This window comes from Massilia sp. CT11-137 (assembly GCF_047302885.1).
GTDB lineage: Bacteria > Pseudomonadota > Gammaproteobacteria > Burkholderiales > Burkholderiaceae_D > Telluria > Telluria orientalis.
Genome location: NZ_JBKYMP010000002.1, coordinates 809,308 through 835,940, shown reverse-complemented (window position 1 = coordinate 835,940; position 26,633 = coordinate 809,308). Strand labels below are relative to the sequence as shown.

At 66.4% G+C, this 26,633-nt stretch carries 30 protein-coding genes and 1 pseudogene; 13 read left to right on the top strand and 18 right to left on the bottom strand.

The features are described from left to right. Positions 1–274 precede the first annotated feature (274 nt). Positions 275–490, bottom strand: a pseudogene (locus ACEN98_RS20490) (GDP-mannose pyrophosphatase); the annotation flags it as partial. Between ACEN98_RS20490 and ACEN98_RS20485 the strand changes: the two are divergent. Beyond that, positions 480–1,229 carry a DeoR/GlpR family DNA-binding transcription regulator gene (locus ACEN98_RS20485; protein WP_413386817.1) on the top strand — a complete coding sequence of 250 codons (750 nt, stop codon included), beginning with the start codon at positions 480–482 and terminating at the stop codon, positions 1,227–1,229. The pseudogene ACEN98_RS20490 and the gene ACEN98_RS20485 overlap by 11 nt on opposite strands. Here the strand turns inward: ACEN98_RS20485 and ACEN98_RS20480 are convergent. Together ACEN98_RS20480 and ACEN98_RS20475 are read right to left on the bottom strand one after the other, a co-directional pair. Then, positions 1,226–1,759: a hypothetical protein gene (locus ACEN98_RS20480; RefSeq protein ID WP_413386815.1), complete on the bottom strand. Its 534-nt coding sequence runs from the start codon at positions 1,757–1,759 to the stop codon at positions 1,226–1,228. The genes ACEN98_RS20485 and ACEN98_RS20480 overlap by 4 nt on opposite strands. A 52-nt stretch (positions 1,760–1,811) precedes the next feature. Next, the gene (locus ACEN98_RS20475) at positions 1,812–2,219 is read right to left on the bottom strand and encodes a hypothetical protein (RefSeq protein ID WP_413386813.1); all 408 of its coding nucleotides are present in this window, start codon (positions 2,217–2,219) and stop codon (positions 1,812–1,814) included. Between the two features lie 136 nt (positions 2,220–2,355). Here ACEN98_RS20475 and ACEN98_RS20470 point away from each other — a divergent pair, with 136 nt between their 5' ends. Then, positions 2,356–2,907 (top strand): DUF488 family protein, encoded by a 552-nt coding sequence (locus ACEN98_RS20470; RefSeq protein ID WP_413386811.1) that lies wholly within the window; start codon positions 2,356–2,358, stop codon positions 2,905–2,907. Here the strand turns inward: ACEN98_RS20470 and ACEN98_RS20465 are convergent. After that, positions 2,904–4,244 carry an MBL fold metallo-hydrolase gene (locus ACEN98_RS20465; RefSeq protein WP_413386809.1) on the bottom strand — a complete coding sequence of 447 codons (1,341 nt, stop codon included), beginning with the start codon at positions 4,242–4,244 and terminating at the stop codon, positions 2,904–2,906. The genes ACEN98_RS20470 and ACEN98_RS20465 overlap by 4 nt on opposite strands. Continuing rightward, positions 4,244–4,471 (bottom strand): hypothetical protein, encoded by a 228-nt coding sequence (locus ACEN98_RS20460; RefSeq protein WP_160409665.1) that lies wholly within the window; start codon positions 4,469–4,471, stop codon positions 4,244–4,246. The genes ACEN98_RS20465 and ACEN98_RS20460 overlap by 1 nt, the downstream gene beginning before the upstream one ends. A gap of 58 nt (positions 4,472–4,529) precedes the next feature. Here ACEN98_RS20460 and ACEN98_RS20455 point away from each other — a divergent pair, with 58 nt between their 5' ends. Then, positions 4,530–4,913 (top strand): type II toxin-antitoxin system PemK/MazF family toxin, encoded by a 384-nt coding sequence (locus ACEN98_RS20455; protein ID WP_413337123.1) that lies wholly within the window; start codon positions 4,530–4,532, stop codon positions 4,911–4,913. 8 nt (positions 4,914–4,921) lie between these two features. On the opposite strand, the gene ACEN98_RS20450 is transcribed toward ACEN98_RS20455, so the two are convergent. After that, a complete protein-coding gene (locus tag ACEN98_RS20450) occupies positions 4,922–5,818 on the bottom strand; it encodes an alpha/beta hydrolase (protein ID WP_413386807.1) in 897 nt (298 codons plus the stop codon). Positions 5,819–6,003: 185 nt separating this feature from the next. Here ACEN98_RS20450 and ACEN98_RS20445 point away from each other — a divergent pair, with 185 nt between their 5' ends. From ACEN98_RS20445 to ACEN98_RS20425, 5 genes are all read left to right on the top strand, one after another. Continuing rightward, positions 6,004–8,916 carry a TIM-barrel domain-containing protein gene (locus tag ACEN98_RS20445; RefSeq protein WP_413386804.1) on the top strand — a complete coding sequence of 971 codons (2,913 nt, stop codon included), beginning with the start codon at positions 6,004–6,006 and terminating at the stop codon, positions 8,914–8,916. A gap of 16 nt (positions 8,917–8,932) precedes the next feature. Further along, positions 8,933–9,934: a family 43 glycosylhydrolase gene (locus tag ACEN98_RS20440; RefSeq protein WP_413386802.1), complete on the top strand. Its 1,002-nt coding sequence runs from the start codon at positions 8,933–8,935 to the stop codon at positions 9,932–9,934. A 69-nt stretch (positions 9,935–10,003) separates the two neighbouring features. After that, positions 10,004–10,387: a hypothetical protein gene (locus tag ACEN98_RS20435; RefSeq protein ID WP_413337119.1), complete on the top strand. Its 384-nt coding sequence runs from the start codon at positions 10,004–10,006 to the stop codon at positions 10,385–10,387. Then, positions 10,384–10,527, top strand: coding sequence for a hypothetical protein (locus ACEN98_RS20430; RefSeq protein ID WP_413386800.1), 144 nt, complete (start codon positions 10,384–10,386; stop codon positions 10,525–10,527). The genes ACEN98_RS20435 and ACEN98_RS20430 overlap by 4 nt, the downstream gene beginning before the upstream one ends. Next, entirely contained in the window at positions 10,524–11,213 is a 690-nt protein-coding gene (locus tag ACEN98_RS20425; RefSeq protein ID WP_413389064.1) for an alpha/beta hydrolase, read from the top strand. Before ACEN98_RS20430 ends, ACEN98_RS20425 begins: the two co-directional genes overlap by 4 nt. On the opposite strand, the gene ACEN98_RS20420 is transcribed toward ACEN98_RS20425, so the two are convergent. The 3 genes from ACEN98_RS20420 to ACEN98_RS20410 are packed head-to-tail and all read right to left on the bottom strand — an operon-like array spanning position 11,210 to position 13,276. After that, positions 11,210–11,704: a hypothetical protein gene (locus ACEN98_RS20420; RefSeq protein ID WP_413386798.1), complete on the bottom strand. Its 495-nt coding sequence runs from the start codon at positions 11,702–11,704 to the stop codon at positions 11,210–11,212. The two genes, ACEN98_RS20425 and ACEN98_RS20420, sit on opposite strands and share 4 nt — an antisense overlap. Before the next feature lie 9 nt (positions 11,705–11,713). After that, on the bottom strand, positions 11,714–12,532 hold the full coding sequence (gene proC / locus ACEN98_RS20415) for a pyrroline-5-carboxylate reductase (protein ID WP_413386796.1): 819 nt from the start codon (positions 12,530–12,532) through the stop codon (positions 11,714–11,716). 42 nt (positions 12,533–12,574) lie between these two features. Then, positions 12,575–13,276, bottom strand: coding sequence for a YggS family pyridoxal phosphate-dependent enzyme (locus tag ACEN98_RS20410; protein ID WP_413386794.1), 702 nt, complete (start codon positions 13,274–13,276; stop codon positions 12,575–12,577). A 164-nt stretch (positions 13,277–13,440) separates the two neighbouring features. On the opposite strand from ACEN98_RS20410, the gene ACEN98_RS20405 reads away from it, so the two are divergent. Both ACEN98_RS20405 and ACEN98_RS20400 read left to right on the top strand, forming a co-directional pair. After that, a complete protein-coding gene (locus ACEN98_RS20405; RefSeq protein WP_413386792.1) occupies positions 13,441–14,484 on the top strand; it encodes a type IV pilus twitching motility protein PilT in 1,044 nt (347 codons plus the stop codon). A gap of 8 nt (positions 14,485–14,492) precedes the next feature. After that, the gene (locus ACEN98_RS20400; protein ID WP_056122526.1) at positions 14,493–15,629 is read left to right on the top strand and encodes a PilT/PilU family type 4a pilus ATPase; all 1,137 of its coding nucleotides are present in this window, start codon (positions 14,493–14,495) and stop codon (positions 15,627–15,629) included. Between the two features lie 10 nt (positions 15,630–15,639). Here ACEN98_RS20400 and ACEN98_RS20395 read toward each other — a convergent pair whose 3' ends face one another. Further along, positions 15,640–16,071 carry a hypothetical protein gene (locus ACEN98_RS20395; RefSeq protein ID WP_413386790.1) on the bottom strand — a complete coding sequence of 144 codons (432 nt, stop codon included), beginning with the start codon at positions 16,069–16,071 and terminating at the stop codon, positions 15,640–15,642. Positions 16,072–16,132: 61 nt separating this feature from the next. On the opposite strand from ACEN98_RS20395, the gene ACEN98_RS20390 reads away from it, so the two are divergent. Further along, positions 16,133–16,615, top strand: a complete 483-nt coding sequence (locus ACEN98_RS20390; protein WP_413386789.1) for a glutathione peroxidase — start codon at positions 16,133–16,135, stop codon at positions 16,613–16,615. A gap of 10 nt (positions 16,616–16,625) precedes the next feature. Here ACEN98_RS20390 and ACEN98_RS20385 read toward each other — a convergent pair whose 3' ends face one another. Together ACEN98_RS20385 and ACEN98_RS20380 are read right to left on the bottom strand one after the other, a co-directional pair. Further along, complete coding sequence (locus ACEN98_RS20385) at positions 16,626–17,621, bottom strand: alpha/beta hydrolase family protein (RefSeq protein WP_413386787.1); 996 nt, start codon at positions 17,619–17,621, stop codon at positions 16,626–16,628. A 46-nt stretch (positions 17,622–17,667) separates the two neighbouring features. Next, positions 17,668–19,710, bottom strand: coding sequence for a glycoside hydrolase family 97 protein (locus ACEN98_RS20380; RefSeq protein WP_413386785.1), 2,043 nt, complete (start codon positions 19,708–19,710; stop codon positions 17,668–17,670). 128 nt (positions 19,711–19,838) lie between these two features. Here ACEN98_RS20380 and ACEN98_RS20375 point away from each other — a divergent pair, with 128 nt between their 5' ends. Beyond that, positions 19,839–20,276 (top strand): hypothetical protein, encoded by a 438-nt coding sequence (locus ACEN98_RS20375; protein ID WP_413386783.1) that lies wholly within the window; start codon positions 19,839–19,841, stop codon positions 20,274–20,276. 3 nt (positions 20,277–20,279) lie between these two features. Then, positions 20,280–20,537, top strand: a complete 258-nt coding sequence (locus ACEN98_RS20370) for a hypothetical protein (RefSeq protein WP_413386781.1) — start codon at positions 20,280–20,282, stop codon at positions 20,535–20,537. Positions 20,538–20,556: 19 nt separating this feature from the next. On the opposite strand, the gene ACEN98_RS20365 is transcribed toward ACEN98_RS20370, so the two are convergent. From ACEN98_RS20365 to ACEN98_RS20340, 6 genes are all read right to left on the bottom strand, one after another. Further along, complete coding sequence (locus ACEN98_RS20365) at positions 20,557–21,246, bottom strand: pentapeptide repeat-containing protein (protein WP_413386779.1); 690 nt, start codon at positions 21,244–21,246, stop codon at positions 20,557–20,559. 4 nt (positions 21,247–21,250) lie between these two features. Next, positions 21,251–21,565, bottom strand: a complete 315-nt coding sequence (locus ACEN98_RS20360) for a hypothetical protein (RefSeq protein ID WP_413337102.1) — start codon at positions 21,563–21,565, stop codon at positions 21,251–21,253. 56 nt (positions 21,566–21,621) lie between these two features. Continuing rightward, positions 21,622–22,422 carry an STAS domain-containing protein gene (locus tag ACEN98_RS20355; protein ID WP_413386777.1) on the bottom strand — a complete coding sequence of 267 codons (801 nt, stop codon included), beginning with the start codon at positions 22,420–22,422 and terminating at the stop codon, positions 21,622–21,624. A 118-nt stretch (positions 22,423–22,540) separates the two neighbouring features. Further along, a protein-coding gene (locus tag ACEN98_RS20350) for an IS5 family transposase (protein WP_413381855.1) occupies positions 22,541–23,403 on the bottom strand; the annotation gives its coding sequence in 2 pieces (ribosomal slippage) (positions 22,541–23,061 and positions 23,061–23,403; 864 coding nt in all). A gap of 49 nt (positions 23,404–23,452) precedes the next feature. Next, entirely contained in the window at positions 23,453–25,102 is a 1,650-nt protein-coding gene (locus tag ACEN98_RS20345; protein WP_413386775.1) for an ATP-binding protein, read from the bottom strand. Next, complete coding sequence (locus tag ACEN98_RS20340) at positions 25,095–26,609, bottom strand: ATPase domain-containing protein (RefSeq protein ID WP_413386773.1); 1,515 nt, start codon at positions 26,607–26,609, stop codon at positions 25,095–25,097. Before ACEN98_RS20340 ends, ACEN98_RS20345 begins: the two co-directional genes overlap by 8 nt. Between the last annotated feature and the right edge of the window lie 24 nt (positions 26,610–26,633).

The window sequence follows — 26,633 nt, the reverse complement described above, 5'->3', positions numbered from 1 at the left end:
TACGCAGGACGGCGTCGCACCGCTCCAGCAGGCGCTGCGCATGCGGGTGGAACAGGGCGTCGAACACGGCGTCCCCCGGCGCCTGCGATCCGGCCAGGCGCACCGTCGGCAACGCGAGCCATTCGCCCAGCACGGGCAGGTGCCCGGCGTCGTACAGCGGCATCACGCACGCTTCCATCGCCGCGACGTTAGCCGCGATACGGTCCGGATCACCGTCCGTGCCCGACCGGTACGGGCCCGCGACCAGGATCATCATCCCGCGCGGCGCGAACAGGTGCGAGCGCGCGTACTGCAGCAGCATGATCGTCTTGCCGTCGACGATGCCCGTGCCGATCATGACCAGCGCCGCGTCGATGTCCAGTTCCAGCACGTCCAGACGTTCGCCCTCGGCCGCCACGCCGCCGCCGGGTCCCACGCGGTCGCGCGCCTCGTACTCGGCCACGAAGAAGTGCAGGCGCTCCGTCACGCTGCCGGGGCTCATGAACGCATCCCACAAGCGAGTGATGTTGCGCCGCGACGGCCAGATCGTCGCCACGAAGATGAGCGCGGAACTGGGCGTTTCGGAGGACACGGTCCGGCGCGACCTGCGCGAGCTGGCGAAGGAAGGCCTGCTGCAGCGGGTGCACGGCGGCGCCCTGCCCGCCAGCCCGGTGCTGGCGGACTTCGCGACGCGCCACAGCATCGCCACCGACGACAAGGCCGCCATCGGCCGCGCCGCCGCCGCGCTCGTGCAGCCGGGCCAGGTCGTGTTCGTCGACGGCGGCACCACGTGCGCGCAACTCGTGCGCGCGCTGCCGCGGCGCCTGAAAGCGACGGTCGTCACGCACAGCCCGTCCATCGCGATGGAGCTGATGGACCATCCGGACATCGAAGTCATCATGCTCGGGGGCCGCCTGTTCCGCCACTCGGCCGTCGGCGTGGGTGCGGCGACGCTGGAAGCCATCGCGCAAATCCGCGCCGACACGTACTTCATGGGCGTGACGAGCGTGCATCCCGAGAGCGGGCTGTCGACCGGCGATTACGAGGAAGCCTGCATCAAGCGGGCGCTATGCCATGCGGCGGCGGAGACCGTCGTGCTGGCGTCGTCGGAGAAGCTGACCACCGCGTCGCCGTACCGGATCGTCGGGCTGGCCGAGATCAGTGGGCTCGTGGTGCCGGCAACGACTGGCGAGGAAGTGTTGCGGCCATATCGGGAAATGGGGATTGCGCTGACGCTGGCGGCGCACTAGCGGCAGGTCGGCTCCACGTCGTATCCGAGATAGTAGTAATAGCTCGCGTACGGCTTCCGGTCGGCCAGCCGGCGGAACAGCCGCACCCGCAGCCCTTCGCCCGAGTAGCAGGTGCGAACGAACACCGGGTCGCCGGCCTGCAGCGTGACCTGGTAGGTGTCGCGACCTTTCTTCGTTACCGTTTGCATGCCTTCGAAACCGTAGGCCTGTTCCAGTTCGGGCTTCTTTGCGCTGCTGAACTGGACGGCGTGGCTGAAGATGGGCTTGTCGTCGTCCGCCACGAACCTGGCCGTGTCGTCATCCCCTTTGCGGGCGGGCTTGCGTCCGGTAGCCCTGAAACAGCATCCCATGCCGACCTGCTCGACCAGCGCATACGACAGGTCGCCCTTCGGTGCGGTTTGGGACTCGCTGTACAGGACGGCCTTGCCCGTGTTGGCAATGTCGATGAAGTAGAACGGCGCGTCGGCGGCGTTCGCGATCGAGGTGGCCAGCAGCAGGGACAGGCCGAGGGGCCGCAAGATACTCGTCATGATGGTACGCAATGGTGTCAATGTTGCAACATTGTACACCGTGCGCACCCACTCAGCGCCTGCAGCTCAACCGCACCGTCTCATTCTCGCGCGCAACGACGCGGACGGCTTCGCTGTCACCGCACCGATACACGATGCGCAACCGCTTCGGCTCCCCGCGCGCCGGATCGCCGCACAGCTGGTTATCCGCGCGGACGGCGCCGCGATTGCGTTCGACCTGATAGCGCACGGCGCGGCGTGCGTCGCAGGACGCGAAATGCGTGCCGTATTCCGCGTCTTCGACGAAGATGCGCGAGCCGCGGCCTTCACCGCGACCGCCGCCGGCTTCGCGCAGGCCGGCGGCATAGCCGTCGTCATAGCCGCGGCGATATTCGGCGCTCTGCGCGAACGCGGACGTGGTGGCGGCGCTCAAGGCCAGGATGACGGCGATGCGCAGGAGGGGGCGATTATTGAGTGTCATTTTGTTCTCCCGATTGAAGTGGATGACTTCATCGTAGCGCGCGCGCCAGAAACGCTCTGTTCGGTCGCTGTAAGAGACGTTTCAGTCTGTAAGGAAGCGGGCGCCCCGCCCCGCGCGGCCGTGCCAGAATAGCGTCATGACACCCGCACCCGTCTGCACCATCGGGCATTCGAACCGTACGATCGAGGAGTTCATCGGACTGCTCTGGCAGAACGGCATCGCCTGCCTGCTCGATATCCGGACCGTCCCCAAATCGCGCCACAATCCGCAGTTCGGGCAGGATGAACTCGCGGCCTCGCTGCTCGATGCCGGCATCGAATACCGATACATGAAAGGCCTCGGCGGCCTGCGCCGCCCGCTCAAGGATTCACCGAATGCCGCCTGGCGCAACACGTCGTTCCGCGGCTACGCGGACTACATGCAGACCGACGAATTCGCGGCCAACGTCGATGCGGTCATCGAACTCGCGCAGACCCGGCCCTGCGCGCTGATGTGCGCTGAAGCGGTGCCGTGGCGCTGCCACCGCTCGCTCGTCGCCGATGCGCTGCTGGTGCGCGGCGTGCCCGTCGACGACATCATCGATGCGCGCCAGCGCAAGCCGCACAAGCTGACGCCCTTCGCGCACGTCGAGGGCCTGCGGATCACGTATCCGCCGGAACAATCACAACTGGACTTCGGGCCGGGCTAGCGCGCGAGCAGCCGCCGCAATTGCGCCCGCTGGTAGGCGCCGAAGCCCTCGCTGAACAGGCAGCGGATCAGCGGATCCTCGATCACGTCGGCCTGCGCCAGGTCACGCTCCGTGTCCGCATCGAACACGGCATCGTTGATGCGCATGTACAGCGACGTCAGCGACTCGCCCAGTTCCAGCGCCGCGTACAGTTTCGCGGCCGGGATCCCGGTGGTCCAGCCCAGTGGCCCATCATCGTCGACAGGGTCCGCGCTGCCTGGCGACAGCCGGTAGCGGAAGCGCGTCACCTCGCCGGCATGATCGTGGATCGACAGCTGCCAGACGCGCGGCCCGTCGAAATACTCGCTCTCGTCATCCAGCGCGGCATACCGGTCCGCCAGGCCCGTGCGGCAAAAGTCCAGCACGCGCGTCCACTGGTCCGCCGTCAGCGCAGGGAAGTGGCGGGCGATGTCGGCCGTGGGCGGCGCGTCGGCATTGCCCTCATACATGTAGTCGACGTCCTGTGCGCCGACGGGAATGACCCAGTCCAGCGGCGGCGCCGCGCGCAATCCGTCCGCATCGAGCTGCATCGAGACCGACGGATCCATGCGCACGACGCGCGCCCGCGGCAGCACCGCCTGCACCTCGGCGGTGAAACGGGCATACGAGATCGGGAAGAACGCGCGGTTGTACCACGACCAGGGTTCGAGCTGGAACTGGCATGAACTCGGCACGACGAAGCGCGGGTCCAGGGCCTGCAACTGCTCCAGCCATTCCTCCGGCAGCGCCGGCGGCGCGGGTTCGGCGCGCGTCGGGGCCAGCACCTCGATCTCGCGCATCGTCTGGAACGGAAACAGCACGAGGTCCCATGGCTTTTCGGCGACGAGGCGTGCGAGCGCCGCATCGTCGATCCACGAGTCGACCACGTTCAGGACGTTCAGGCCGGCGGCACGAACCTGGAACATCGAGTCGACCTCGGCATCCATCGCTTCGCGCGGCACGACCTGGAACGGGCCGACGTCCACGGGCACGTCAAGCTGCAGCGCGTGGACGCGCGTAAAACCCAGTTCGCGCACCATGTCGAACAATTCGTCGAACAGGCAGTAGATGTACAGCGGCGTCGCGCGGTCCAGCAGGTCCAGGCTCTCGAGCGAGCAGTGGTCGTCGTGGAAGTGGGAGATGAAAACGGCGTCGAAGCGCTGGCGCCGGATCAGCGCTGCGTCGAAGCGCACGTCCGGGAACGCGTGGCAGTTGCGGCTGAACGGGTTTTCGAAGATAGTGTCGAAGGCGATGCGCATACCCTCGCATGCGAACACGTAGCCCGCATGCAGGATCCGCGAGACCGTCAACGCGGCCATCAGTCCAGCCGCTTCAGTCGCTGGCCCAGGATGCCCCAGCGGCAAGCGACGCCGTCCAGCTGCGCGCACAGCGCCCAGCCGGTGCCGATCTTCTCGACCGTGACGGGCGTCTCGATTTCCCTGGCCAGCTTCTCGGCCCAGCCGCGCGCCGCGCCCTGGCCCTTGAACAGCTCGTTGCCTTCGTAGATGACGGTGGCGTCGAATACGGGCATGGCGAATATGGTCATGGCTTCCTCTGGATGGTGCGTAAAGCGCTATCCTATCATTCCACTGATTGGAAACCACATGGACAACGACCACACGCCCGCGCGGCGCATCGACAGGGGTGAGCTCTACTGGGTGGCGCCGGACGGCACGCGCGGCTCGGTGCCCGGGTATCCCCATCCGCACCTCGTCGTGCAGGATGACCTGTTCAATCATTCGCGCATCGACACCGTGATCGTCTGCGCCCTGACGACGAACCTCAGGCGGGCAAGCGAGCCCGGTTGCGTGCCGCTGGAACCCGGCGAGGGCGGACTCGAGAAGCGCAGCGTCGTCCTGCCTTCGCAGATCAGCGCAATCCCGAAAGCACGGCTAGGGACACGCATCGGCCGGCTGTCCAGCGAACGCGTGGACCAGGTGCTCGCCGGCCTGCGCTTCCTGCAGGCGTCGCACTTCCGCGGACGCTGACCGGCACCCTACTCGCCCTGCTGCTGCATCGCCTTCGTCAGCCCGCTCGGCCCGGCCGGCTTCTTCGGCTTCCATACCCACATCAGGCCGCGCACGTAGCCGTCGCCTTTCACGGCCGTGTGATCGAGCCCTTCCATCGTCCAGGTCTGCAGCGCCAGGCCCCGGTAGTTGCGGTTGCCCAGCTGCTTCTGGAACGCCGCGATGGGCTGCTGGAATGCGGGATATTCGATGCTGCCGTGCGAGATGAACATGCGCGTGGACAGTGCCTTGTGGTCGCGGGCGTAGGCGGCATCGAGCTTGCCGAGCGCGCCGTGGTCCCAGCCGGCCGCGGGGCTGATCGCGATATGGCCCGCGAAGAAGCCCGGCGCCTTGTACGCGGCCGCGATGGCGAACAGGCCGCCCAGCGAGCTGCCGGAGATCACGCGGTCCGTCTTCTCGGCGCGGAAGCGGCTCTCGATCAGCGGCGCGACTTCCTTCGTGATGAAGCCGAGGAAGGCGTCGGCCTTGCCGGAATCGGCGTCCGTCGCGGTGATGGTGTAGTCGCGGCGGCGCTCGACGTCGTAGTTGGCGCCGGATGGATACGACAGGCCCACCATGATGAACTCGGGGACCTGGTTATCGTAGATCAGGTTGCCGTAGGTGGCGGTCAGCAGCGGCGTGTCCCAGTACGCGTCGAGGTAGTACAGCACGGGATAGCGCTTTTCCGGATGCGCCGCGTAGCTGGACGGCAGCACGACGACCAGCTCGTGCGCCCTGCCCGTCGACTGCGACTGCACGGGGATGATCTGCGTGTTCTCCAGCACGAAGTGACGCTCGGGCGCCTGGGTGGCGGGCTGCTGTGCCCAGGCCGGGACGGCGACGCTCAGCGCCAGGGCGTAGATGGATGTGATGAGCAGCTTTTTCATTGAAGTCTCCGTTGTTGTTATAGGGATCAACGTTCGATGATAGCGCTATCTCATCGTCTCGGGGCACATACGCGGGCTGTGCCATGCCGTTTTCGTTATGGTTTTAGTGAAAATTTGTAATATCACCGAACAAATTATTCTGCTAACGTCTCGCGTTAACCTCAGCCATCCAGATCAGGAATGTCATGAAAACCTACACCGCACTGCCGGCGCTCACGCTGCTCGCCATGCTTGCCGGGAGCGCGCATGCGGCGCCGCTCGCCGGCCTCGACGCCAACGGCCACCTGCTGCCGGTCGCCGCCGCGACGTCGGCCTTTTCGTATGCGCCCATCGCGCACGGCGTGCAGGTCCGCGTCGGCGGCGTGACCAAGAACGTGATCTTCTACGGCCCGGCGACGGTGCGCGTGAACACGACGCTCGGCGAAAACTACTGGCGTCATCCGAGCATCGTCGTGACGCACGCGCCCGCGCCCGTCGCCTTCACGACGCGCGACGGCGCCGACTCCCTCACGCTGGAAAGCAAACGGCTGCGCATCGTGATCGACAAGTCGACCGGCGCCATCACGTTCCAGGATGCGCAGGGCAAGATCTACACGCAGGAAAAGCGCAGCGCGCCGCAGACGCTGAAGAAAATCGAGCTGGCCGGCGCGCCGACCTATGAAGCGCGCAACACGTTCACCCTGAAGCCCGGCGAGGGCATCTACGGGTTCGGCTTCGTGGGCGAAGGCGACATCAACCGCCGCAACAAGGACCTGCTGCTGGTGCAGACGAATGTCGGCATCATCATCCCCGTCATGGTGTCGACGGAACGCTACGGCATCCTGTGGGACACGTATTCGAAGATGCGCTTCACGGATAACGCCGACGGCGCGTCGCTGTGGGCGGAAAGCGCGCCGGGCGGCGTCGATTACTACTTCATGGCCGGCGCCACGCTGGACGACGTCGTGGCCGGCTACCGCGACCTCACCGGCGCGGCGCCGATGGTGCCGAAGCAGGCGTTCGGCCTGTTCATGAGCAAGGAGCGCTACCAGACGCAGGACCGCCTCGTCGAGGTGGCACGCACCTTCCGCAAGGAGCAGTTCCCGCTCGACTACATCGTGCAGGACTGGCAGTACTGGGGCAGCGACAAGGACGGTACCTGGAGCGGCATGACGTGGAACCGCGAGCGCTTCCCCGATCCGAAAGGCATGACGAAGGCCATCCACGACATGCACCTGAAGCTCATGGTGTCGATCTGGCCGTCGATCGGCAACGACACCGCGCTGGCGCACGAGCTCGACGAACACAAGCTGCGCTTCGAGCCGCTGCACTGGATTTCGAAAAAGGCGCGCATCTACGACGCCTTCAGCCCCGAAGGCCGCAAGATCTACTTCAAGCACGTCAAGAAGGGCCTGCTCGACGTGGGCGTGGACGCGCTGTGGATGGACGGCACCGAGGTCGAAGTCGGCACGGCCGCGCACAACGCCGCCGACAACGAGCGCGACATCAAGGGACTCGGCAACAACGCGATGGGCGACTTCGCCCGCTACCTCAATCCGTACTCGCTGATGACGACGCTCGGCACCTATGAAGGCCAACGCGCGACCAGCAACAAGCGCGTGTTCACGCTGACGCGCTCGGCCTGGGCCGGCGCGCAACGGACCGCGGCGGCCTCGTGGTCGGGCGATACGCGGGCGAGCTGGAAAACCCTGCTCGAGCAGATCAACGGCGGCGTCAACGTCACCATCACGGGCAACCCGTACTGGACGCAGGATACCGCCGGTTTCTTCATCGGCGGTGAATTCCCGGGCGGCGAAAAGAATGCGTCGTACCGCGAACTGTATGCCCGCTGGCTGCAATACGCCGCCTTCAATCCGCTGATGCGCATCCACGGCACCGACATCGAGCGCGAGCCCTACCTCTTCAAGCAGACGGATCCCGAGATGTACAAGGCGCTGTACGATGCCGTGCGCCTGCGCTACCGGCTGCTGCCCTACACGTACAGCCTGGCCGGGAAAGTCACCCGCGACGGCTACACGCTGATGCGCGCCCTGCCGATGGATTTCCCGGACGACCCGCGCGTCCGCGACATCAACGACGCCTTCCAGTTCGGCCCGTCCCTCCTCGTCCATCCGGTCACGCGCCAGATGTACCGTTTCCAGCCGCCGCCGCCCGCCACCATCCCGGCGACCGCGCTGCGCACGCCCGACGGCAAGCCCGGACTGGCCGGTCAATACTTCGCGGGCACCAATTTCGAGACGCCGCACGGCAAGACCGTCGATGCCACCATCGACTTCCAGTGGCCCGGCCCGCCGCTGGCCGACATGCCGGCCGGCCTGGCGAGCCTCGACAACTTCTCCGCGCGCTGGACGGGCGCCGTCGTGGCGCCGGAAGACGGCGAATACGAGCTGGGTGCGGAAGGCGACGACGGCTACCGCCTGTACGTCGACGGCAAGCTCGCCGTCGAGGACTGGAAAAACGGCGGCAAGCGCTACGCCGGCACCAAGGTCGTGCTGAAAAAGGGCCAGAGCCTCCCCATCACCCTCGAGTATTTCAATGCCACGTCGGAGCGCAGCCTGCGCCTGGCATGGCGCACGCCATCGCAGCTGGCCGCGCAGGCGCAACCGTCGGGCAAGCCGGACACGACGATGCAGACCTACCTGCCCGCCGGCACCGACTGGTACGACTTCTGGACGCACGAGCGTTTCCACGGCGGCACGACCGTCGCGAAGGACGTGCCGCTCGACGTCTTCCCGCTGTACGTGCGCGCCGGCGCGATCGTGCCGATGGGTCCCGTCGTCCAGTACGCGACCGAGCGGCCGGATGCGCCGTACGAGATCCGCGTCTATCCGGGCGCCGACGGCAAGTTCACGGTCTATGAAGACGACAACGAAACGTACGACTACGAAAAGGGCAAGTACGCCACGTACGACCTGGCATGGAACGACGCCGCGCGCACCCTGACCATCGGCGCCCGCAAGGGCACGTTCAAGGGCCTGGTCGGGACGCGCAAGCTGAATGTCGTCGTCGTCGGCCGGGACAACGCGACCGCCATCGAACCGGCGGGCGCGACGAAGTCGGTCACGTATGCCGGCAAACCGCTATCGATCAAGTTCTGAGTCCACCGGAGATCCCATGAAATCGTTCCTCGCCACCCTGGCCCTTGTGCTGCCGCTGGCGGCCAGCGCGGCCGACGTCGCACCGAAACCGGTGTACCGCGACCCCGTGTACGACGGCGCCGCGGATGTGTCGATCGTGTACGACCGCGCCGCCAAGCTGTGGAAGATGTTCTATACCAATCGCCGGGCGACGATGAAGCTGCCCGACCCGAAGGACGTCGAGTGGGTGCACGGCACGGCCATCGGCATCGCGACGTCCCCGGACGGCATGCACTGGCGCTACCAGGGCACGGCCGAGTTTCCCAAGGCGTGTACGGACGTGACGCTCTGGGCGCCCGAGATCTACTATGAAAACGGCACGTACCACATGTGGCTCACGATCGTCCCGGGTATCTTCCACCGGTGGGGCGGCCCCGGCGCGGATGGCCGCATCGAGCACCTGACCAGCACGGACCTGTCCAAATGGCAGTGCGAAGGCACCGTGAAGCTGGACACCGGCCGCATGATCGACCCGACCGTCATCAAGCTCGGACAGGGTTACCGGATGTGGTACAAGGACGAGCGCGCCGGCAGCAAGATCCTGGCCGCCGACAGCCAGGACCTGCGCACGTGGAAGAAGGTGAGCGACGAGCCGGTCAATCCGACCACGGGCGAGGGACCGAAGGTGTTCCGCTTCAAGGGCTATTACTGGATGGTCGTCGACGTGTGGAAGGGCCTGATGGTGCTGCGGTCCGACGATGCGCGTACCTGGACGGAACAGAAAGGCTACATCCTCGGCGAACCGGGCCACAAGGCCACCGACCGGGCCAAGGGACAGCACGCGGACGTCGTCGTCGATGGCGACCGCGCGTTCATCTATTACTTCGTCCATCAGGAAAACGAACCGGAAGCGGCGACGGATGCGCGCTGGCACCAGCGCACGGTCATCCAGGTGGCGGAGCTGGTGTTCAAGGATGGCCGGCTCGAGGTCGACCGCGACCGGGATGTCTCGTTCCGGCTGAAGGCGCCAACGCCCTGATGTGACTTTGTGCGTATTTATGCGGGGTGAAAACGAAATACACTAAGCGCCTTTATCAATGGGCACGCCATGGACATTCACACCCGCATTACCGCCGCGCTTCACATCGTCATCGGCGTGCTGGGCGCCGGCATGATGCTGATCTTCGCACTCGGCACCAACTGGATCGGCCACTTCATCGCCGACTCGGCCGGCAGCGACGGCGCCGTGGCGAACTTCTTCTTCGGCTTCGGTGCGGTAGTGGCGGGATTCTTCGCGCTGCTGCTGGCGGCGGAAGCCATCGCCGGGATCGCGCTGCTGAAAGGATCGCCGACGGGACGGGTGTTCACGATCATATTCAGCGTGCTCGGGCTGCTCAACTTCCCGTTCGGTACCGCGATCGGCGTCTATTCGCTCTGGGCGCTGCTGGGCAAGCGGCCGGCACAACCACCGCAACTCGAAGGGCGTCCGTGAAAAAAGCGCTGCTCGTCCTGCTGCTGTCCGTTGGCCTGGCGTCCGCCGCACTCGCCGAGCCAACGTCGAAGAAATTCGTGTTCGGTAATTCGGACATCGTGTCCGTGAAGTCGGCCTATACCGCCAGACCCACGAACTGATCATCGTCTACCCTGACAGCTACTGGAGCAATCCGAACAAGAAATATCCGGTCCTGTATTTCACGGACGGCTACTGGGACACGCCGCTGCTCGCCGGCGCCTACGGCAACCTGGTGTACGACAAGATGGCGCCGGAGTTCATCATGGTCGGCCTGTCGTACCCGGACGGCACGGACTACGGCAGCGCCAGCGTGCGCGATTACACCTATACGTCGATGTGGATGGCGCCCGGCTCGGGCAAAGGCGATCAATTCCTGAATTTCCTGGAAAAGGAAGTCGCGCCGCTGATCGAATCGAAGTACCACGGCGACAAGGACAACCGCACACTGGCCGGTGCCTCGCTGGGCGGCCTGTTCACGCTGGGCGCCGCCATGAAGACGCCGGACTTTTTCACGGGCTATATCGCGCTGAGTCCCACCGTCGTCTGGGACGGCGGTGCCGTGTTCAAGCTCGAGGAAGCGCTGGCCAGGCAGAACCGGCCCTTGAAGGCACGCATGTTCATTTCCGTCGGCTCGATCGAACAGGCCCAGTATCGCGGCGCGATCGAGCAATTCGAAAAGCAGCTGGCATCGCACCAGTACCAGGGCTTGCAACTGCAGAGTGTGACGATCGAGGGAATGGGCCATGGCACCAGCAAGGCCGAAGGCTATATGCGCGGCTTGAAGTGGGTCTGGCAAAACCGCTAGTTCGCCGGCGCAACGGCGCAGTACTGGGGCTGCCCGAGCATCGACGACACTGTATGCGGTCCGTTGCCGCCGCGGTGCGGGCGCGCCACGTCGCAATCGAGGCGGATCGCGACGGGTTCCTGCCGCCCCATGAACAACATCGCCCCGATCAGCACACCTTTCACCGGATGACGGATGCAGAAAGCCGTCAGCGTGGCGATCGCCGCCCCCGCATCGGCCGGCGCATCCGTGCGTTCGCGTTCCCGCGGCGGCGTCCATGAAAAGCCGCCGTCCGCCGCCACGGGAATGACCTCCCCCACGTCGGTGCAAGGCTCATTCTTGCCCGGAAACTTGCCAAGGAAGAGCGCCACGCCAGCAACCGGTTTGCCGCCCTCCAGGACGATCCCGTCGATCGCCGGCCGCGACTGAGCCATGCACGGCATCGGCCCGCTCGCCATCAGGCTTACGGCAAGCATCAGGACGAGCGGCGGGCGCGGCATCGCAGGCATCATCGGCGGTTGTCAGGCGTCCTTGCCCAGTTCCTCGCCGAGCTCCCGCCCGCGCGCCGCCGCCGCCTTCATGGCCTCGACGATGGCCTGCTTGACGCCGGCCGCCTCCATGCTCGTGATGGCCGCATGCGTGGTGCCGCCCTTCGAAGTCACGCGCTGGCGCAGCACGTCGACGGGTTCGTCCGATTGCGCCGCCAACTGGGCCGCGCCCGTGAACGTGGCCAGCGCGAGCGCCTTGCCCTGCTCCGCCGACAGCCCCATTTCCGCGGCCGCCTGCTGCATCGCTTCGAGGAAGTAGAACACGTAGGCGGGGCCGCTGCCCGACACCGCCGTCACCGGATCGATCAGGCTTTCTTCATCGAGCCAGACGGTCTGGCCGACGGCGCGCATGATGCTGTCGGCGGCGTCCTTTTGCGCGGCGCCGACGCCGGCCATCGCCACCATGCCCGTGATGCCCTGCCCGATCAGTGCCGGCGTATTCGGCATCGTGCGCACGATGGCGCCGTAGCCGCCGAGCCAGCGCGACAGATCGGCGCCGCGGATGCCCGCCGCGATCGACAGCAGCAGCGGCTTGTTCGCGAGCTGCGACTGCAGGTGCACCGTGACGTCGCGCATCTGCTGCGGCTTCACCGCGAGCACGATGACGTCGCTGGCGGCGACGGCCGCGCCGATGTCCGGCGACGTCGTCACGCCGTATTGCGTGCGCAGGCGCTCGAGCGCGTCCGCGTTCGGGTCGACGACGTGGATGTCCGCCGCCTGCGCGACCTTGCCGGCCAGGCCGGCGATGAGGGCGGTGGCCATGTTGCCGCCGCCGATGAAACTGATTTTCATGAGAGTCCCGGGGTTAGGCGCGCGTGATGCGCGCTTTTTCATTCACTCATAATGGCGCGCGCCGAAAATCGCGCTGCCGATGCGTACGATGGTCGCGCCTTCCCGCACGGCCGATTGCAGGTCGCCGGACATGCCCATCGACAGCGTGTCGAGGTGGATGCCGGCTTTGACGGTGTCTTGCGCGAGCGCGCGCAGGCGTGCGAACGGGGCGCGTTGCAGGGCCGGATCGGCCTGCGGTTCCGGGATCGCCATCAGCCCGCGCAGGCGCAGGTTCGGCAGCTGGACGACGGCCTTCGCCAGGTCCAGCAACTCCTCCGGCTTGACGCCACTTTTGGTGGCCTCGCCGCTGATGTTCACTTGCAGGCAGATGTCCAGCGGGCCCAGTTCGGCCGGGCGCTGTTCCGATAGCCGCTGCGCGATCTTTAAACGTTCGACCGTGTGCACCCATTGGAAGCTGGTCGCGATGGGCCGCGTCTTGTTGCTCTGGATCGGGCCGATGAAATGCCATTCAAGCATCAGGCCCGGTCGCGCTTTTGCCACAGCGGCGATCTTGTCGACGCCTTCCTGCACATAGTTTTCGCCGAACGCGCGCTGGCCCGCTTCGATCGCTTCCAGCACGGCTTCCGCCGGAAACGTCTTCGAAACGGCCAGCAACTGGACCGTGGAACGGGGCCGGTTCGCGGCCTCGCAAGCGGCCTGGATTGTCGCTTCGACAGCTTGCAAGTTGGCTGCGATTGTGGACATAATGGTTTTCTTCAGGAAATATTTTTCTAGCCTGGCGGTGCGATATCTCATCGTCACCCCCGCGCAGGCGGGGATCCAAGCTCAGCCTGCATGCACGCAGCAATTGGGTTCCCGCCTGCGCGGGAACGACGGTGTTCTAGCTCCGCGTCAAAGGATCATTATAAATGGACATCTCCGAACTGCTCGCTTTCTCGGTCAAGAACAAAGCCTCCGACCTGCACCTGTCGGCCGGCCTGCCGCCGATGATCCGCGTGCATGGCGACGTACGCCGCATCAACCTGCCGCCGCTGGAGCACAAGGACGTGCACGGCATGATCTATGACATCATGAACGACGGCCAGCGCAAGCAGTACGAAGAGATGCTGGAGTGCGACTTCTCGTTCGCGATCCCCGGCCTCGCGCGCTTCCGCGTCAACGCGTACAACCAGGAACGGGGTGCGTCCGCCGTGCTGCGGACGATTCCGTCCAAGATCCTGTCGCTGGAAGAACTGAACGCGCCGAAGATCTTCGCCGACCTCGCATTGAAGCCGCGCGGCCTCGTGCTCGTGACGGGTCCGACGGGCTCCGGCAAGTCGACGACCCTCGCCGCGATGGTCAACCACCTGAACGAGAACGAGTACGGTCACATCCTCACCATCGAGGACCCGATCGAGTTCGTGCACGACTCGAAGAAGTGCCTGATCAACCAGCGCGAAGTCGGTCCGCACACGCTGTCGTTCAACAACGCGCTGCGCTCGGCGCTGCGCGAAGACCCGGACGCGATCCTCGTCGGCGAGCTGCGCGACCTGGAGACGATCCGCCTCGCACTGTCCGCCGCCGAGACCGGCCACCTCGTGTTCGGCACCCTGCACACGTCGTCGGCCGCGAAGACCATCGACCGTATCGTCGACGTGTTCCCGGCGGAGGAAAAGGAGATGGTGCGCGCGATGCTGTCGGAATCGCTGCAGGCCGTGATCTCGCAGACCCTGCTGAAAACGAAGGACGGCGCCGGCCGCGTGGCCGCGCACGAGATCATGATCGGCACGCCGGCCATCCGCAACCTGATCCGCGAAGCGAAGATCGCGCAGATGTATTCCGCGATCCAGACCGGCTCCAACGTCGGCATGCAGACCCTGGACCAGAACCTGACGGACCTCGTGCGCCGCAACGTGATCTCGTCCGCGGCTGCACGCTCTGCCGCCAAGATCCCTGAAAACTTCCCGGGCTAAGGATTCACATGGAACGCGACCAGGCCTCCAAATTCATGTTCGACCTGCTGCGCCTGATGGTCAGCAAGGGCGGTTCCGACCTGTTCATCACGTCCGGCTTCCCGCCCGCGATGAAGATCGACGGCCGCATGACGCCCGTGTCCAGCCAGGCCCTCACGGCCTCGCACACGGCCGACCTGGCGCGCGCCATCATGAACGACAAGCAGGCCGCCGGCTTCGAGCTCTCGAAGGAAGCCAACTTCGCCATCAGCCCCGGCGACCTGGGACGCTTCCGCGTTTCCGCCTTCATGCAGATGGGCGCCGTGGGCATGGTGCTGCGCGTGATCACGACGACGATCCCGAAGTTCGAGGACCTCGACCTGCCGGAGGTGCTGAAGGACGTGATCATGACCAAGCGCGGCCTCGTGATCATGGTCGGCGCCACGGGTTCCGGCAAGTCGACGACGCTCGCGACGATGGTCGGCTACCGCAACGAAAACAGCTACGGCCACATCATCACGATCGAGGATCCCGTCGAATTCGTCCACCCGCACAAGAACTGCGTGATCACGCAGCGCGAGGTCGGCGTCGACACGGACAGCTTCGAGGCAGCGCTGAAGAACTCCCTGCGCCAGGCGCCGGACGTGATCCAGATCGGAGAAATCCGCGACCGCGAGACGATGGAACACGCGATCGCGTTCGCCGAAACCGGCCACCTGTGCCTCGCCACCCTGCACGCGAACAGCTCCAACCAGGCGCTGGACCGCATCATCAACTTCTTCCCCGAAGAGCGCCGCCAGCAGCTGCTGATGGACCTGTCGCTGAACATGAAGGGCCTGATCTCGCAACGCCTGATTCCGAAGAAGGAAGCGAAGGGACGCGTGGTCGCGATGGAGATCATGCTGAATTCGCCGCTGATCTCGGACCTGATCTTCAAGGGCGAGGTCCACGAGATCAAGGAGATCATGAAGAAGTCGCGCGAACTGGGCATGCAGACCTTCGACCAGGCCCTGTTCGACCTGTACGAGGCGGACAAGATCACCTACGAGGATGCGCTGCGCAACGCGGACTCCGTGAACGACCTGCGCCTGAACATCAAGCTCAATAGCAAGCACGCGAAGAACCGCGATTTCTCCGCGGGCACCGAGACGCTCGGTCTCCTCTGATCCGCTTCGGCTACAGCGCCGCCCAGCGCTGCACGAGACCGACGAGGTGCACCACGCCGAAGCCGAAGCAGATCACCGAACTCCACACGACGAACGGCGTGATCGCGCCGCCCCTGGCGAGAACGAGCGGCGCGAACGCCGCCCCGCGCACGAGATAGACGGCCGTGATGGCGACCAGCGCCGCCTTCAGGAACGGCAGCCCGCCGATGACACCGGCGCCCGCCAGCGCATACGCGGACCACGTGAACAGCACGGCGGCGATCCCCAGCGTGACGAGGGCCGGATACCGGCGCCCTTGCGCGGCCGCCCGCGCGAACCGTTCGCCCGCGCCGAAGAAGCGGTACCACGCCGGACCGCCCGCGACGATGCCCAGGTGGAGCAGCGCGGCGACGGCGCTGAGCAGCGCGCCCGCGGCCAGGGGAATGTTCACGGTGGACTGCATCGATGTCTCCTTTGCCTTACACTGTTGCCTTCGAATCAACCCAAGCTTACAGGAGCCAACGATGAACGTGTTCGACTTCCAGGCCACCTCCCTCGACGGCAAGCCGGTCGACCTGGCCCAGTACCGCGGCAAGGTCCTCCTCATCGTCAACACCGCCAGCAAATGCGGCTTCACGCCGCAATACCAGGGCCTCGAGGCCCTGTACCGCGAACTGCACGCGCGCGGCCTGGAAGTGCTGGGCTTCCCCTGCAACCAGTTCGGCAGCCAGGAGCCGGGCACGGAATCGGAGATCGGCGCGTTCTGCGAAAAGAACTACGGCGTGTCGTTCCCGCTGTTCGCCAAGGTCGACGTCAACGGCGATGCGGCGCACCCGCTGTGGAAATACCTGAAGAACGCGGCGCCGGGCGTGCTGGGCACCGAGGGCATCAAGTGGAACTTCACCAAGTTCCTCGTCGGCCGCGACGGCACCGTGCTGCATCGCTACGCGCCGCAGACCAAGCCGGAAGAGATCGCGGGCGATATCGAGAAGGCACTGCAGCCGTAAGCGACAACGCTCAGCGGCGGTCGAACCACGCCATGACGGCGTCGTATTCCTTCTGCACGTCCGCCATCGAGCCCCCTTCCGCCATCAGGTTGTGGCCCGCGCGCGGCAGGCGCCGGAACGTGACGTCGCGCCCGAGCGCGCGCAGGCGCGCGTACGCGACCTCGGTCGACAGGACCGGTACGCTGTCGTCGCGCATGCCGCTGGCCAGCCAGACCCGCGCCTTCGACTGGACCAGGTTCTCGCCGGGCGCCTGCGCGAAGAAGGAACTCCAGCGCAGATAGGTGTGGCCCCACGCGAATTTCACGCTGCTGCGCGGGTCCGCGTTGATGGCGTCGACGGTCGCGTCGATGTCGCGCAGGCGCGCGAGCGTGTCGTCGTCGTTCGTCCCCGCACGATAGGCGTTGGCGGCGAAGTCGAACAACTGGCTCGTGCCGGTGCCGCCGATCAGCGCCACGTGCGTCACCTCGGGCAACGCGCGCGCGAGGCCCGCTGCCATCACGGCGCCTTCCGACACGCCGAACACCAGCACGCGGCTGCCGTCGACCCACGGCAAGGCCAGCGCATGGCGCAGCGCGCCGCGCAGCGTGTCCAGCCAGCTGTCGTAGGAAAAGTTGGCGTTGAACGCGGCCGGACATCCCGTCGCCACGCCCGGCGGCGCTTGGGGCGGGGCCTCCGGCTGGTACGGCTTGTCGACCACCATCACGGCGTAGTCGCCCCGCTGCGCCAGCGGCACGAAATTGAAGACGGTCGAGTAACGGTTCGGCGTGCCCAGGCCGACGAACGGCGGCGTGCAGCCGGAACCCTGCACGAACAGCACGAGCGGCGCCTTGTGCGCGGGTTGCGAGATGACGTAGCGGATGGCGGGCGCGCCGTCGCGCTGCACCGTGAAGCGCGTGGCGGCGGCCTTGCCGAATTCCAGCGGTTCCTGCTGCACTACGGGCGCGGCGTGGGCCGCCGAGGCGGCGAGCAGGATGCCGCCGAAGAATGCGAGTAAGTGTTTGTTCATGGACGTGATCATCCCACGAACGGCGCCCTCGCAGCCTATCGAAAAATCACTGTTTCGGCACGATCCGCACCGCCAGCCCGCCGCCCGGCGCCAGCCGCACGTCGAGTACGTCCTTCGCCGCCACGGTCCTCGTCTCCGTCACGAGATCGAACCGGTGCTCGTTGCGGTAATCGGCCTGCTCGCCGTCGCGGTAGATCTCGGCCACGTACTGCCTGCCCGGGGCGAGGAAAGCCAGCGGCACGGCCACCGTGCGCGCCGTGCCGTCCGTGACGGCGCCCACGTACCAGGCGTCCGAACGGCGGTCCTTGCGCGCGATGGTCGCGTACTCGCCGACGGCGCCGTTCAGCACGCGCGTGTCGGCCCAGTCGGTCGGCACGTCGCGGATGAACTTGAAGGCGGCCGGATACTTCGCGTAGTTCTCCGGCAGGTCGGCCGCCATCGCGAGCGGCGAATAGATGACGACGTAGTTGGCGAGCTGCTTGGCCTGCGTCGAATTGAACGTCTTGCCGCCCGCGCCGACGAGGCTGGGCACGCCGGGCGTGTAATCCATCGGGCCACTCAGCATGCGCGTGAACACGAGCTTCGCTTCATGGTCGGCGGCGTTCGGCGGCTCGCCCCACGCGTTGTACTCGACGCCCCGTGCGCCCTCGCGCGCGAGCCAGTTCGGGTACGTGCGGCGCAGGCCCGTGTCCTTCACGGGTTCGTGCGTGTCGATGGCGATGCGGTAGCGCGCCGCCTCCGTCACGGCCTTCACGAAATGCCGCACGCCTTCCTGCGAATCGTAGTTCCCGTAGTGGACCTTGCCGTCCGGGCCGGGGAACTGCATCGTGCCCGCTTCGTGCACATAGCCCGACTTGACGCTGTCCACGCCCAGCTTCGCATACAGTTTATAGGCCGCATCCATCTGCTTTTCGTAGGCCGCGACGTTGCCGCCCGTCTCGTGGTGGCCGATCAGGCGCACGCCCTTCTGCTTCGCGTACGCGGCGAGCGCGGGCAGGTCGAAGTCGGGGTAAGGCTGCGTAAAACTGAAGTCCGCGCCGCCGTGGCCCCAGTCGCTTTCCCAGCCGCGGTTCCAGCCCTCCACCAGCACGCCGCGAAAGCCGTTGGCGGCCGCGAAGTCGATGTAGCGCTTGACGTTGGCCGTGTTCGCGGCATGCTTCGGCCCCGCGTTCCACGTTCCTTTGTTCAGGTGCATTTCCCACCACACGCCGACGAATTTCGACGGGTGGACCCACGACACGTCGCCCAGCTTGTTCGGCTCGTTCAGGTTCAGCTCGAGGTCCGACATGTACAGGCCGGGCGCATCGTCCGCGATGCGCAGGGTGCGCCACGGCGTCGTGAACGCGCCATGGCGCACGACGGCCGCCCCGGTCGTGGACGGCGCCAGCTGCGCGCGCAGCTTCTGGCCCGCGACCTTGCGCACCCACATCGTCGCGTAGTCGACCAGCGCCGCTTCGTGGAGGGCGATGTGCGTGCCGTCGTCCAGGCGCAGCGTCAGCGGCGTGTTGGCCGTGCCGATCTCGGCCAGGGGCGCCTTCTCGACGATCTGCTCCAGGCCCGACAACTCACCGGCCGGGATCCACCACGCCGTCGCGGGCCGGGCGACGACGAATTCCGTCAGCTCGTCCGTGATGGCGACGTCGCGCAGCTGCGGCTGGTCGGGGAATTCGTAGCGGAAACCGATGCCGTCGTCGTAGATGCGGAAGACGATGGCGAGCCGGCGGTTCGAGCGGTTCGTCTGCTCGACGTCGACGCGCAGCTCGCGGTAATGGTTGCGCACGTAGCGGCGCTCGCCCCACGGCTGTTCCCATGTGTCGTCATGCTCGCTGACGTGCTTGTCCTTCACCGTGAAACCGTCGTCCATCTTGGGCGCATTGGCGAGGTTGAAGCCGAGATGCGACGGGGCGATGATCTCCTTGCCCTTGCGCTTGATGTCGTAGGCCAGCTTGCCCATGTCGTCGAGCTGGACGTCGACGGTCAGCACGCCGCCCGGCGAGCTGGCCGTGGCCACGACGGTTTGCGCCCTGGTGGTCGGGGCCGCCATGTAGCTTAGAAACATCGCGGCAAGCACGAGGGAATGGACACGCATCTTTACACTCCTGTCAACTGGGCGGTACGTCAGGCCGGCTCGAGAATTGAAATGTAATATTACTACACAGCTCTGCGGTTTGGTACGCTGGTACACTGAGCGTTGGCAATGGACTGGATGGAACACCCATGGACGACGTATCGGTGTCGACGACGGCAATCACCGCTGAACAGGAGAGTGCGTGTCCGTGCTGTGGACGACCTGTCTACGAGGGCGAAGGCGTCCTGGAATCCGACAGCCGTGAACTGGCGCACTATGGCTACCGCTGGGCCGAGGGACACGAATCCCGCTTCACGATCGGCATCTGCGCGCTGGACGAGCACGGTGGAAACGTCGCCGGCCTTGCAGTAGTGTCCGGCCGCGGCGATGGGGAACAGCTGATCTATACGGTGCTGGACCCCGAACAGGCCCCTTGGGGTGGCAGCGCATCCCTGGGTAAGGTACTCACGCGCAAGGAGCTGCTGGAAGACGGGGTGATTCCGGATCTCTTCAGCCTGCTGGACGCCATCGTGGCCAATGAACCCCGTATCTCGTCGAGGATCCTCGGCGGCACGGCACTGGAGTAAGACATGGACCAGCCCTACATCCCGATCGACTGCGAGCGCCATGACGAACTGCTGGCGCTGGCCACCTTGCGCCGCCCGTGCACGCTGGACGTGGAACGTCCCGATGGCACGTTCGAGAAGCTGGCAGGCGTGATCGAGGATGTCTACGCCGACACCGGCGCCGAATATCTGCGGCTGCGTGGCGGGCCGACGGTGCGGCTCGACTGGATTTGCGCACTGGACGGCCGCCGTTTTCATGGCCAGGTTGCGCGTCCCGCCTGACGCGCGTAGCCCGGTCAGTTCAGCCCACGTGTAATCCCAGCCCCCGCACCAGCTCCGCCGCCTGCCGCGTGGAGATCGTCGCGCCCGCGAACTGCTTGGCATTCGACAGCTTCAGGCCGCCCAGATCCGCCTCGCGCAGATCGGCCGCATCGAAGCGCGTGTCCTTGATGTGGGCCTCGCGCAGGCTGCAGCCTTCTTCGAACACGGCCTCGCGGAAGTCGCAGCCCGACAGATCGGCATCGGCGAAATCCAGCCCGCGCAGCACCGCCTTGCGGAACGACATCCGGCGCAGGTCGGCGCCGACCAGCAGGCAGTCTTCGAACGAGAGACCCAGCTGGCTCACCTCCTCGAAGCGCGCGCCCGTCAGCTTGCAGCCGCGGAACGCCACGGATGCCAGCTTCGTGCGGCGCCATCCGGCGTTGTTCAAGTCGCAGCCGTCGAACTTCGCATCGACCAGGTCGGCCGATTCGAAATCCGCATGGCCGCCGCGGCAGCGCTGCCAGCGCGTGCGCGCCAGGTTCGCGGCATAGAACGACGTCTCGGATACGGCACAGCGGATGAATGCGCAATCCTGCAGGTTCAGGCGCGACAGGTCCGCGCCGGCGAGGTCGCAGTCTTCGAGCACGAGCAGCGTGTCTTCCGCCAGCAGGGCGTCGATGCGTGCGCGGCCGACCTGTTCGCCGCTCAGGGTAACGGTGGTGCGGGACATGGAATCAGCGCGTCTCGACACGCGCCGACACGTGGATCGTGCAGCCCCGGTGCACGTTTTCCAGGAAACGCAGCGCTTCCTCCTGGCGGCACGAGGACGGCAGCATGCGGCCCAGCGATTCGTCGCCGGCGATGCGGTCGACGCCGTACGCGATCGCGCGCGAGATGTCGCGGGCCTCGCGGCCGTCGCTGTTGTACAAGGCGTCGTACACGCCGACCTCTTCCCACAGCGGGACGTAGCCGGGACTGATGCTGTCCTGGAAGGCGACGGACGGCGCCGCATCCTCGTCCTGGGATATCAGCCGAAACACGAAACTCACCGGGTCCTCCATCGATCACTGAAACAGGGCGCCGATGCTACCACGGCCCGCCTTTTTCAGTTGGCCGCCGTCCCGGTCGCGTGCAGAAACGCGTCGGCCAGCGTCGCTTTCGTGACGACGCCGGCGAGGTTCACGCCGAGATGCACGATGGTCTGGGCGATCTGCGGCCGGATGCCGCTGAGGATGCAGTCGGCGCCCATCAGGCGGGCCGCCGCGATGGTCTTCATCAGGTGTTGCGCAACCATCGTGTCCACGGTGGGGACGCCCGTGATGTCGATGATGGCCGTATGGACATGGGTCGCGGCGATCCGGTCGAGCAGGCTTTCCATCACGACTTGCGCGCGGACGCTGTCGAGCGTGCCGATCAGGGGCAAGGCCAGCACGCCCTCCCACAGGCTGATGACCGGCGTCGACAGCTCCAGCAATTCCCGTTGCTGGCGCGCGATGATCTGCTCGCGGCTGCGCTGGAAGGCGTCGAGCGCATACATGCCCATCTGGTCCACCCACGTGTCGACGGCCCGCAGCGCCGCGGGCGCGGCAGCGTGGTGCGTCCGCAGCAGGTCGGCCAGCGGCTGCTTGACCGCGAACACGAAGGCCACGGCCGCGGCCGCCGTCGAGCCGCGCCCGGCCCGGGCCGTCGTGATGTCGTCGAGCGTGTCGCGCATGGCGCGCCAGGCGCGGCCTTCGATGTTGCCGGCCTGCGGATCGTCGACCGCCTCGGCGAAGGCCTGCAGGAAGCGCTCGCAGTGCGCAGGGACGGACGGCGCGCCGGCGCGTTCCAGCCACGCGGCGCACAACGCCGCCTGGTGGTCGCGCACCAACTGGCCGAGATGGACGGCATGGGATTGGGGAATCATCGGTGGCTCCTGGTCGGGTCGGGCTATGAAAGTCTTGCGCCGACCGAGAGGCATCGGAGATGAACTGCGTGGTCGATGGACTATACCACCGATTGCGCTAGGGCGTGTCTGACTGACCTCAGAGCAGCCATAAAACAATTGTCGCCACAAGCACGGCGGTGAAGAAGTTATGGCCGCGTTTATCGTATCGCGTTGCGACGGCGCGGAAGTCTTTTAATCGGTTGATGGCGCGCTCGACGACGTTACGCCCCTTGTACGCTTCAGCGTCGAAGCGCGGTGGCGATCCGCCCCGACGCCCTTTGCGCAGCCGGTTTTTCTGTGCATCGAGTCGTTCCGGGCAGACGCAGCGAATTCCCCGCTGCTGGATCTCTCGCCGATAATGACGCGCGCCATATGCCCGGTCGACACGTAGGCACGTCGGGCGTTTGCGCGGACGCCCTCGTCCCGATCGGGGCACGGAGATGGCATCAAGGACGGTGCCGATGTTCGCCGCGTCGCTGCATTGCCCGGCTGTGACTACGAAAGATAAAGGCAAGCCATGCCCGTCTACGCAGAGATGGATTTTGCTGGTGAGGCCACCACGCGAATGTCCCAGCCACTCGTCAGTTACATCCCCCTTTTTTCTGACGAAGGAAGCGTCTTCCGGGCGCCGGCCGCACTTCGTTGCGCCTTCACATGGGTCGCGTCAAGCGCAGCGCCATCCCAGTCGATGCGGCCAGACGCATCCGCTGCCGCTTGCATGATCTTGAGAAGGCGGTGCCATGTACCGTTGCGCGACCAGCGCACAAACCTGTCGTAGCAGGTCTGCCAGGGACCGTAGCGAGGCGGAATGTCGCGCCAGGGCGCGCCAGTTCGCAATCGCCACAAGATCCCGTTGATCACATGTCGATGCCCGACATACGCATGACCGTGACGTGGATTGGGCGGCAAATGTGGCTCCAGCTGCCGCCATTGCTGTTCAGTTAGATCAGTTCGGCTCATCGCCATCTGACCAACCAAACAAAATTTCGTTCACTCAGTCAGACAGACCCTAGCCAAGGTTGGCCACGCGGGCGACGGCCGCGCCCAGCTCGGCGAGCTGGAACGGCTTGCGCAGCACGGCATCGCTGCCGATCGCGTGTTCGATCGCGCCCATGTCCGCGTACCCCGTCGCCACCAGCACGGGCAGGCTCGGGAACAGCGCGCGGGCGCGCACCGCCAGGTCGACGCCCGTCATGTCTGGCATCAGGTAGTCCGTCAGCAGCAGGCCGGGCCGGTCTCCCTCCAGTGCCGCCAACCCTTCCCCGCCGTCGCCCGCCTGCGACACGTTGCAGCCGAGGGCCAGCAGGGCATCGACGATCCCCGCGCGCACGGATTCGTCGTCCTCGACGACGAGCACGCGCAGGCCGGCCAGCTTGCGGCGGTCGACCGCGGCGGGCCGTTCCGACGCCGTGGCGTCATGCGCGGCGGGCATCCAGATCTCGATCGTCGCGCCCTCGCCCGGGACGCTGTGCACGAACGCCGCGCCGCCCGATTGCTGGGCCATGCCATACACCTGGCTGAGGCCCAGGCCCGTGCCCTTGCCCACGGCCTTGGTCGTGAAAAACGGCTCGAAGACTTTCGCCGCCACTTCCGGCGACATGCCAGGGCCGTTGTCGGACACCGCGACGCGGACGTAGTCGCCCGTCGCCAGCGTCCCGGCGGGCGGTTGCGCGCACGACGCCTGCAGGCGGATACGTCCCCGTCCGCTCATGGCGTCGCGCGCGTTGATCATCAGGTTGAGCAGGGCCATTTCCATCTGGCTCGCGTCGGCCAGCACGCTGTCCACGTCGTCGTCGACCGACAGCACGAGCTCGACACCCGCCCCCAGCACCGGACGCGCGAGCTCCTCGACGCTCTCGAACAGTGTCCGCACCAGCAGCGGGCGCAGGTCCAGCGACTGGTCGCGCGCGAACGTCAGCAGCTGGCCCGTGAGCTTGGCGCCGCGCCGGCACGCCGCCTGCGCCGTCTTCGCGCGGGCCAGCGTCGATTCTTCGCGCGAGAACATGCCGATGAGCTCCATGTTCCCCTGGATGACGTTCAGCAGGTTGTTGAAGTCGTGCGCGACGCCGCCGGTGAAGCGCCCGAGGAATTCGAGTTTCTGCGCCTGCGCCATCGCCTGCTGCGCGCGTTCGCGCTCCATGATTTCGGCCGTGAGCCGGTCGTTGGCCTGCGCCAGCGCCCGCGTGCGCTCCTCGACGCGCGCCTCGAGGTTCGCGTTCAGCGACTCGAGCTGCGCCAGCACCTCGCGCGCCTCGTACTGGCGCCGGCGCGCGCGCAGCGCGGCCCCTGCCGCCGTGGCCAGCGTGTCCGCGCTCAACGGCCGTTCGAGCAGGAGGACGTTGCCGAGGGCGGCGAAGGTCGCCTTCAGTTGCGCCGGCGCGGCGCCGTACCGTTTGGCCAGCAGGACGACGAATGGAAAATCCGACCACGGTTCCTGTTGCGCGAGCCACCCGGCGATGCGCGCCAGGGTGCGCGCCGACAGCGCCTCTTCCGCCACGATGGCCGCCGCCGCGCCCTGCCCGATCGCGTCGACCAGCGCATCGGCACCGGGAATGACTTCGCACCCGACGCCGTCGCGCTCGACGACGCCGGCGATCACGTCGGCGTCGCGCCCGTGCGGGGCGAGGACCAGGACGCGCTGTTCGCGATGATCAGGCATTGGCGTCGGATGCGGCCATCATGGGCGTCGAGCCGCGGTAGGTGGGCAAGCCCGTCAACACGCCTTCGAAGCCTTCGAGCGCGGCACCCACGTCGACGCCGTCAGGACCGAGCTGGAGCTCGTGGATGGTCAGCGCATGGTGCGCTGTCCGGCTCTTGGACACGGTGATCGCGCGGCGCAGCTTGCCGCCGGATTCGAAGTAACGCAGCAGGATCGCCGCATCGCTCAGGTAGCTGAGGTCGACGTCGCGGGCGCCCTCGCCGACGACGCCATGCTCGGCGAGGATCAGCGCCGTCGTTACGCCCTGCTGGTTCAGGTAGGCGAGCAGCTCGTGCATCTGCAGCAGCAGGAATTGCTCGCCGGGCATCGCCTGCAGGTAGGCGTTGAGGCTGTCGATGGCGATGAAGGCGGCACCGTCGATTTCGACCGCGTCGCGCAGCATCTGGGCGAACTGGCCCGGCGCCAGCTCGGCCGGATCGACATGGCGCACCGTCAGCAGCCCGGACTCCAGGTGCGGCGCCAGGTCCAGACCGAGGGTGGCCGCGCGCGTGAAGAACGTCCCCATGCCTTCGTCGAACAGGTAGTACGAGGCCTTCTCGCCCCGCTCCAGCGCCGCCAGCATGCAGCGGACCACGACGGTCGTCTTGCCGACGCCCGACGGCCCGACGAACAGCGTATTGGTCCCGGCAACAAGGCCGCCGCCCAGCAGCATGTCGAGTCCATCGGATCCCGTGGAGCGCGTCACCGGCGTGAACTTCGTGAAGTGTTCCGCCGCGACGAGCCGGGGGAAGATCCGGAGGCCGCCCGTGTCGAGGATGTAGTCGTGGTAACCGCCGCGGAACTTGATGCCCCGCATCTTCATGATATTGACGCGGCGGCGTTCCTTGCCGAACTCCTTCGCGATCTGTTCCAGGCTGATGACGCCATGTGCGATGCTGTGCAGGTGCTGGTCCGACTGGTTGGTCTTGTCGTCCAGCATCAGCACAGTGCACGCGCGCGACGCAAAAAATTGTTTGAGTGCAAGGATCTGGCGCCGGTAACGCAGTGGATTCTGCGCCAGCAGGCGCATTTCCGACAGGCTGTCGAACACGACGCGCACCGGATTGATGCGGTCGACTTCTTCCATCACGCCCCGCGCCGTTTCGCCCAGCTCGATCTCGGCCGGGTGCAGGATCGACTGCTGCGCCTCCGGATCGAGCGCCCCGTCGCTGGCCAGTTCGAAGATCGCCAGCTGGTCCAGCGACCAGCCATGGCTTTCCGCGACGGCATCGAGCTCATCCGCCGTTTCCGACAGGGTGATGTATAGCCCGGCTTCCCCCTTGGCAACGCCGTCGAGCAGGAACTGCATGCCCAGGGTCGTCTTGCCCGTGCCGGGAGTGCCTTCGACGAGGTACACCCGCTCCCCGGTCAGGCCGCCGCCGAGGATGTCGTCCAGCCCGGGTACCCCGGTGGAGACGCGGTACGCGGGTTTGCGTGAAGTGCGGCAGGATGGAAGCGGTTCGGCCATGCGGATACGTCCTGAAAGAATGCG

What these genes read in the sequence shown, in the direction of transcription:
- ACEN98_RS20485 (WP_413386817.1), top strand. Translation starts at nt 480, where the DNA reads ATGAACGCATCCCACAAGCGAGTGATGTTGCGCCGCGACGGCCAGATC.
- ACEN98_RS20480 (WP_413386815.1), bottom strand. Translation starts at nt 1,759, where the DNA reads ATGACGAGTATCTTGCGGCCCCTCGGCCTGTCCCTGCTGCTGGCCACC.
- ACEN98_RS20475 (WP_413386813.1), bottom strand. Translation starts at nt 2,219, where the DNA reads ATGACACTCAATAATCGCCCCCTCCTGCGCATCGCCGTCATCCTGGCC.
- ACEN98_RS20470 (WP_413386811.1), top strand. Translation starts at nt 2,356, where the DNA reads ATGACACCCGCACCCGTCTGCACCATCGGGCATTCGAACCGTACGATC.
- ACEN98_RS20465 (WP_413386809.1), bottom strand. Translation starts at nt 4,244, where the DNA reads ATGGCCGCGTTGACGGTCTCGCGGATCCTGCATGCGGGCTACGTGTTC.
- ACEN98_RS20460 (WP_160409665.1), bottom strand. Translation starts at nt 4,471, where the DNA reads ATGACCATATTCGCCATGCCCGTATTCGACGCCACCGTCATCTACGAA.
- ACEN98_RS20455 (WP_413337123.1), top strand. Translation starts at nt 4,530, where the DNA reads ATGGACAACGACCACACGCCCGCGCGGCGCATCGACAGGGGTGAGCTC.
- ACEN98_RS20450 (WP_413386807.1), bottom strand. Translation starts at nt 5,818, where the DNA reads ATGAAAAAGCTGCTCATCACATCCATCTACGCCCTGGCGCTGAGCGTC.
- ACEN98_RS20445 (WP_413386804.1), top strand. Translation starts at nt 6,004, where the DNA reads ATGAAAACCTACACCGCACTGCCGGCGCTCACGCTGCTCGCCATGCTT.
- ACEN98_RS20440 (WP_413386802.1), top strand. Translation starts at nt 8,933, where the DNA reads ATGAAATCGTTCCTCGCCACCCTGGCCCTTGTGCTGCCGCTGGCGGCC.
- ACEN98_RS20435 (WP_413337119.1), top strand. Translation starts at nt 10,004, where the DNA reads ATGGACATTCACACCCGCATTACCGCCGCGCTTCACATCGTCATCGGC.
- ACEN98_RS20420 (WP_413386798.1), bottom strand. Translation starts at nt 11,704, where the DNA reads ATGATGCCTGCGATGCCGCGCCCGCCGCTCGTCCTGATGCTTGCCGTA.
- proC (WP_413386796.1), bottom strand. Translation starts at nt 12,532, where the DNA reads ATGAAAATCAGTTTCATCGGCGGCGGCAACATGGCCACCGCCCTCATC.
- ACEN98_RS20410 (WP_413386794.1), bottom strand. Translation starts at nt 13,276, where the DNA reads ATGTCCACAATCGCAGCCAACTTGCAAGCTGTCGAAGCGACAATCCAG.
- ACEN98_RS20405 (WP_413386792.1), top strand. Translation starts at nt 13,441, where the DNA reads ATGGACATCTCCGAACTGCTCGCTTTCTCGGTCAAGAACAAAGCCTCC.
- ACEN98_RS20400 (WP_056122526.1), top strand. Translation starts at nt 14,493, where the DNA reads ATGGAACGCGACCAGGCCTCCAAATTCATGTTCGACCTGCTGCGCCTG.
- ACEN98_RS20395 (WP_413386790.1), bottom strand. Translation starts at nt 16,071, where the DNA reads ATGCAGTCCACCGTGAACATTCCCCTGGCCGCGGGCGCGCTGCTCAGC.
- ACEN98_RS20390 (WP_413386789.1), top strand. Translation starts at nt 16,133, where the DNA reads ATGAACGTGTTCGACTTCCAGGCCACCTCCCTCGACGGCAAGCCGGTC.
- ACEN98_RS20385 (WP_413386787.1), bottom strand. Translation starts at nt 17,621, where the DNA reads ATGAACAAACACTTACTCGCATTCTTCGGCGGCATCCTGCTCGCCGCC.
- ACEN98_RS20380 (WP_413386785.1), bottom strand. Translation starts at nt 19,710, where the DNA reads ATGCGTGTCCATTCCCTCGTGCTTGCCGCGATGTTTCTAAGCTACATG.
- ACEN98_RS20375 (WP_413386783.1), top strand. Translation starts at nt 19,839, where the DNA reads ATGGACGACGTATCGGTGTCGACGACGGCAATCACCGCTGAACAGGAG.
- ACEN98_RS20370 (WP_413386781.1), top strand. Translation starts at nt 20,280, where the DNA reads ATGGACCAGCCCTACATCCCGATCGACTGCGAGCGCCATGACGAACTG.
- ACEN98_RS20365 (WP_413386779.1), bottom strand. Translation starts at nt 21,246, where the DNA reads ATGTCCCGCACCACCGTTACCCTGAGCGGCGAACAGGTCGGCCGCGCA.
- ACEN98_RS20355 (WP_413386777.1), bottom strand. Translation starts at nt 22,422, where the DNA reads ATGATTCCCCAATCCCATGCCGTCCATCTCGGCCAGTTGGTGCGCGAC.
- ACEN98_RS20345 (WP_413386775.1), bottom strand. Translation starts at nt 25,102, where the DNA reads ATGCCTGATCATCGCGAACAGCGCGTCCTGGTCCTCGCCCCGCACGGG.
- ACEN98_RS20340 (WP_413386773.1), bottom strand. Translation starts at nt 26,609, where the DNA reads ATGGCCGAACCGCTTCCATCCTGCCGCACTTCACGCAAACCCGCGTAC.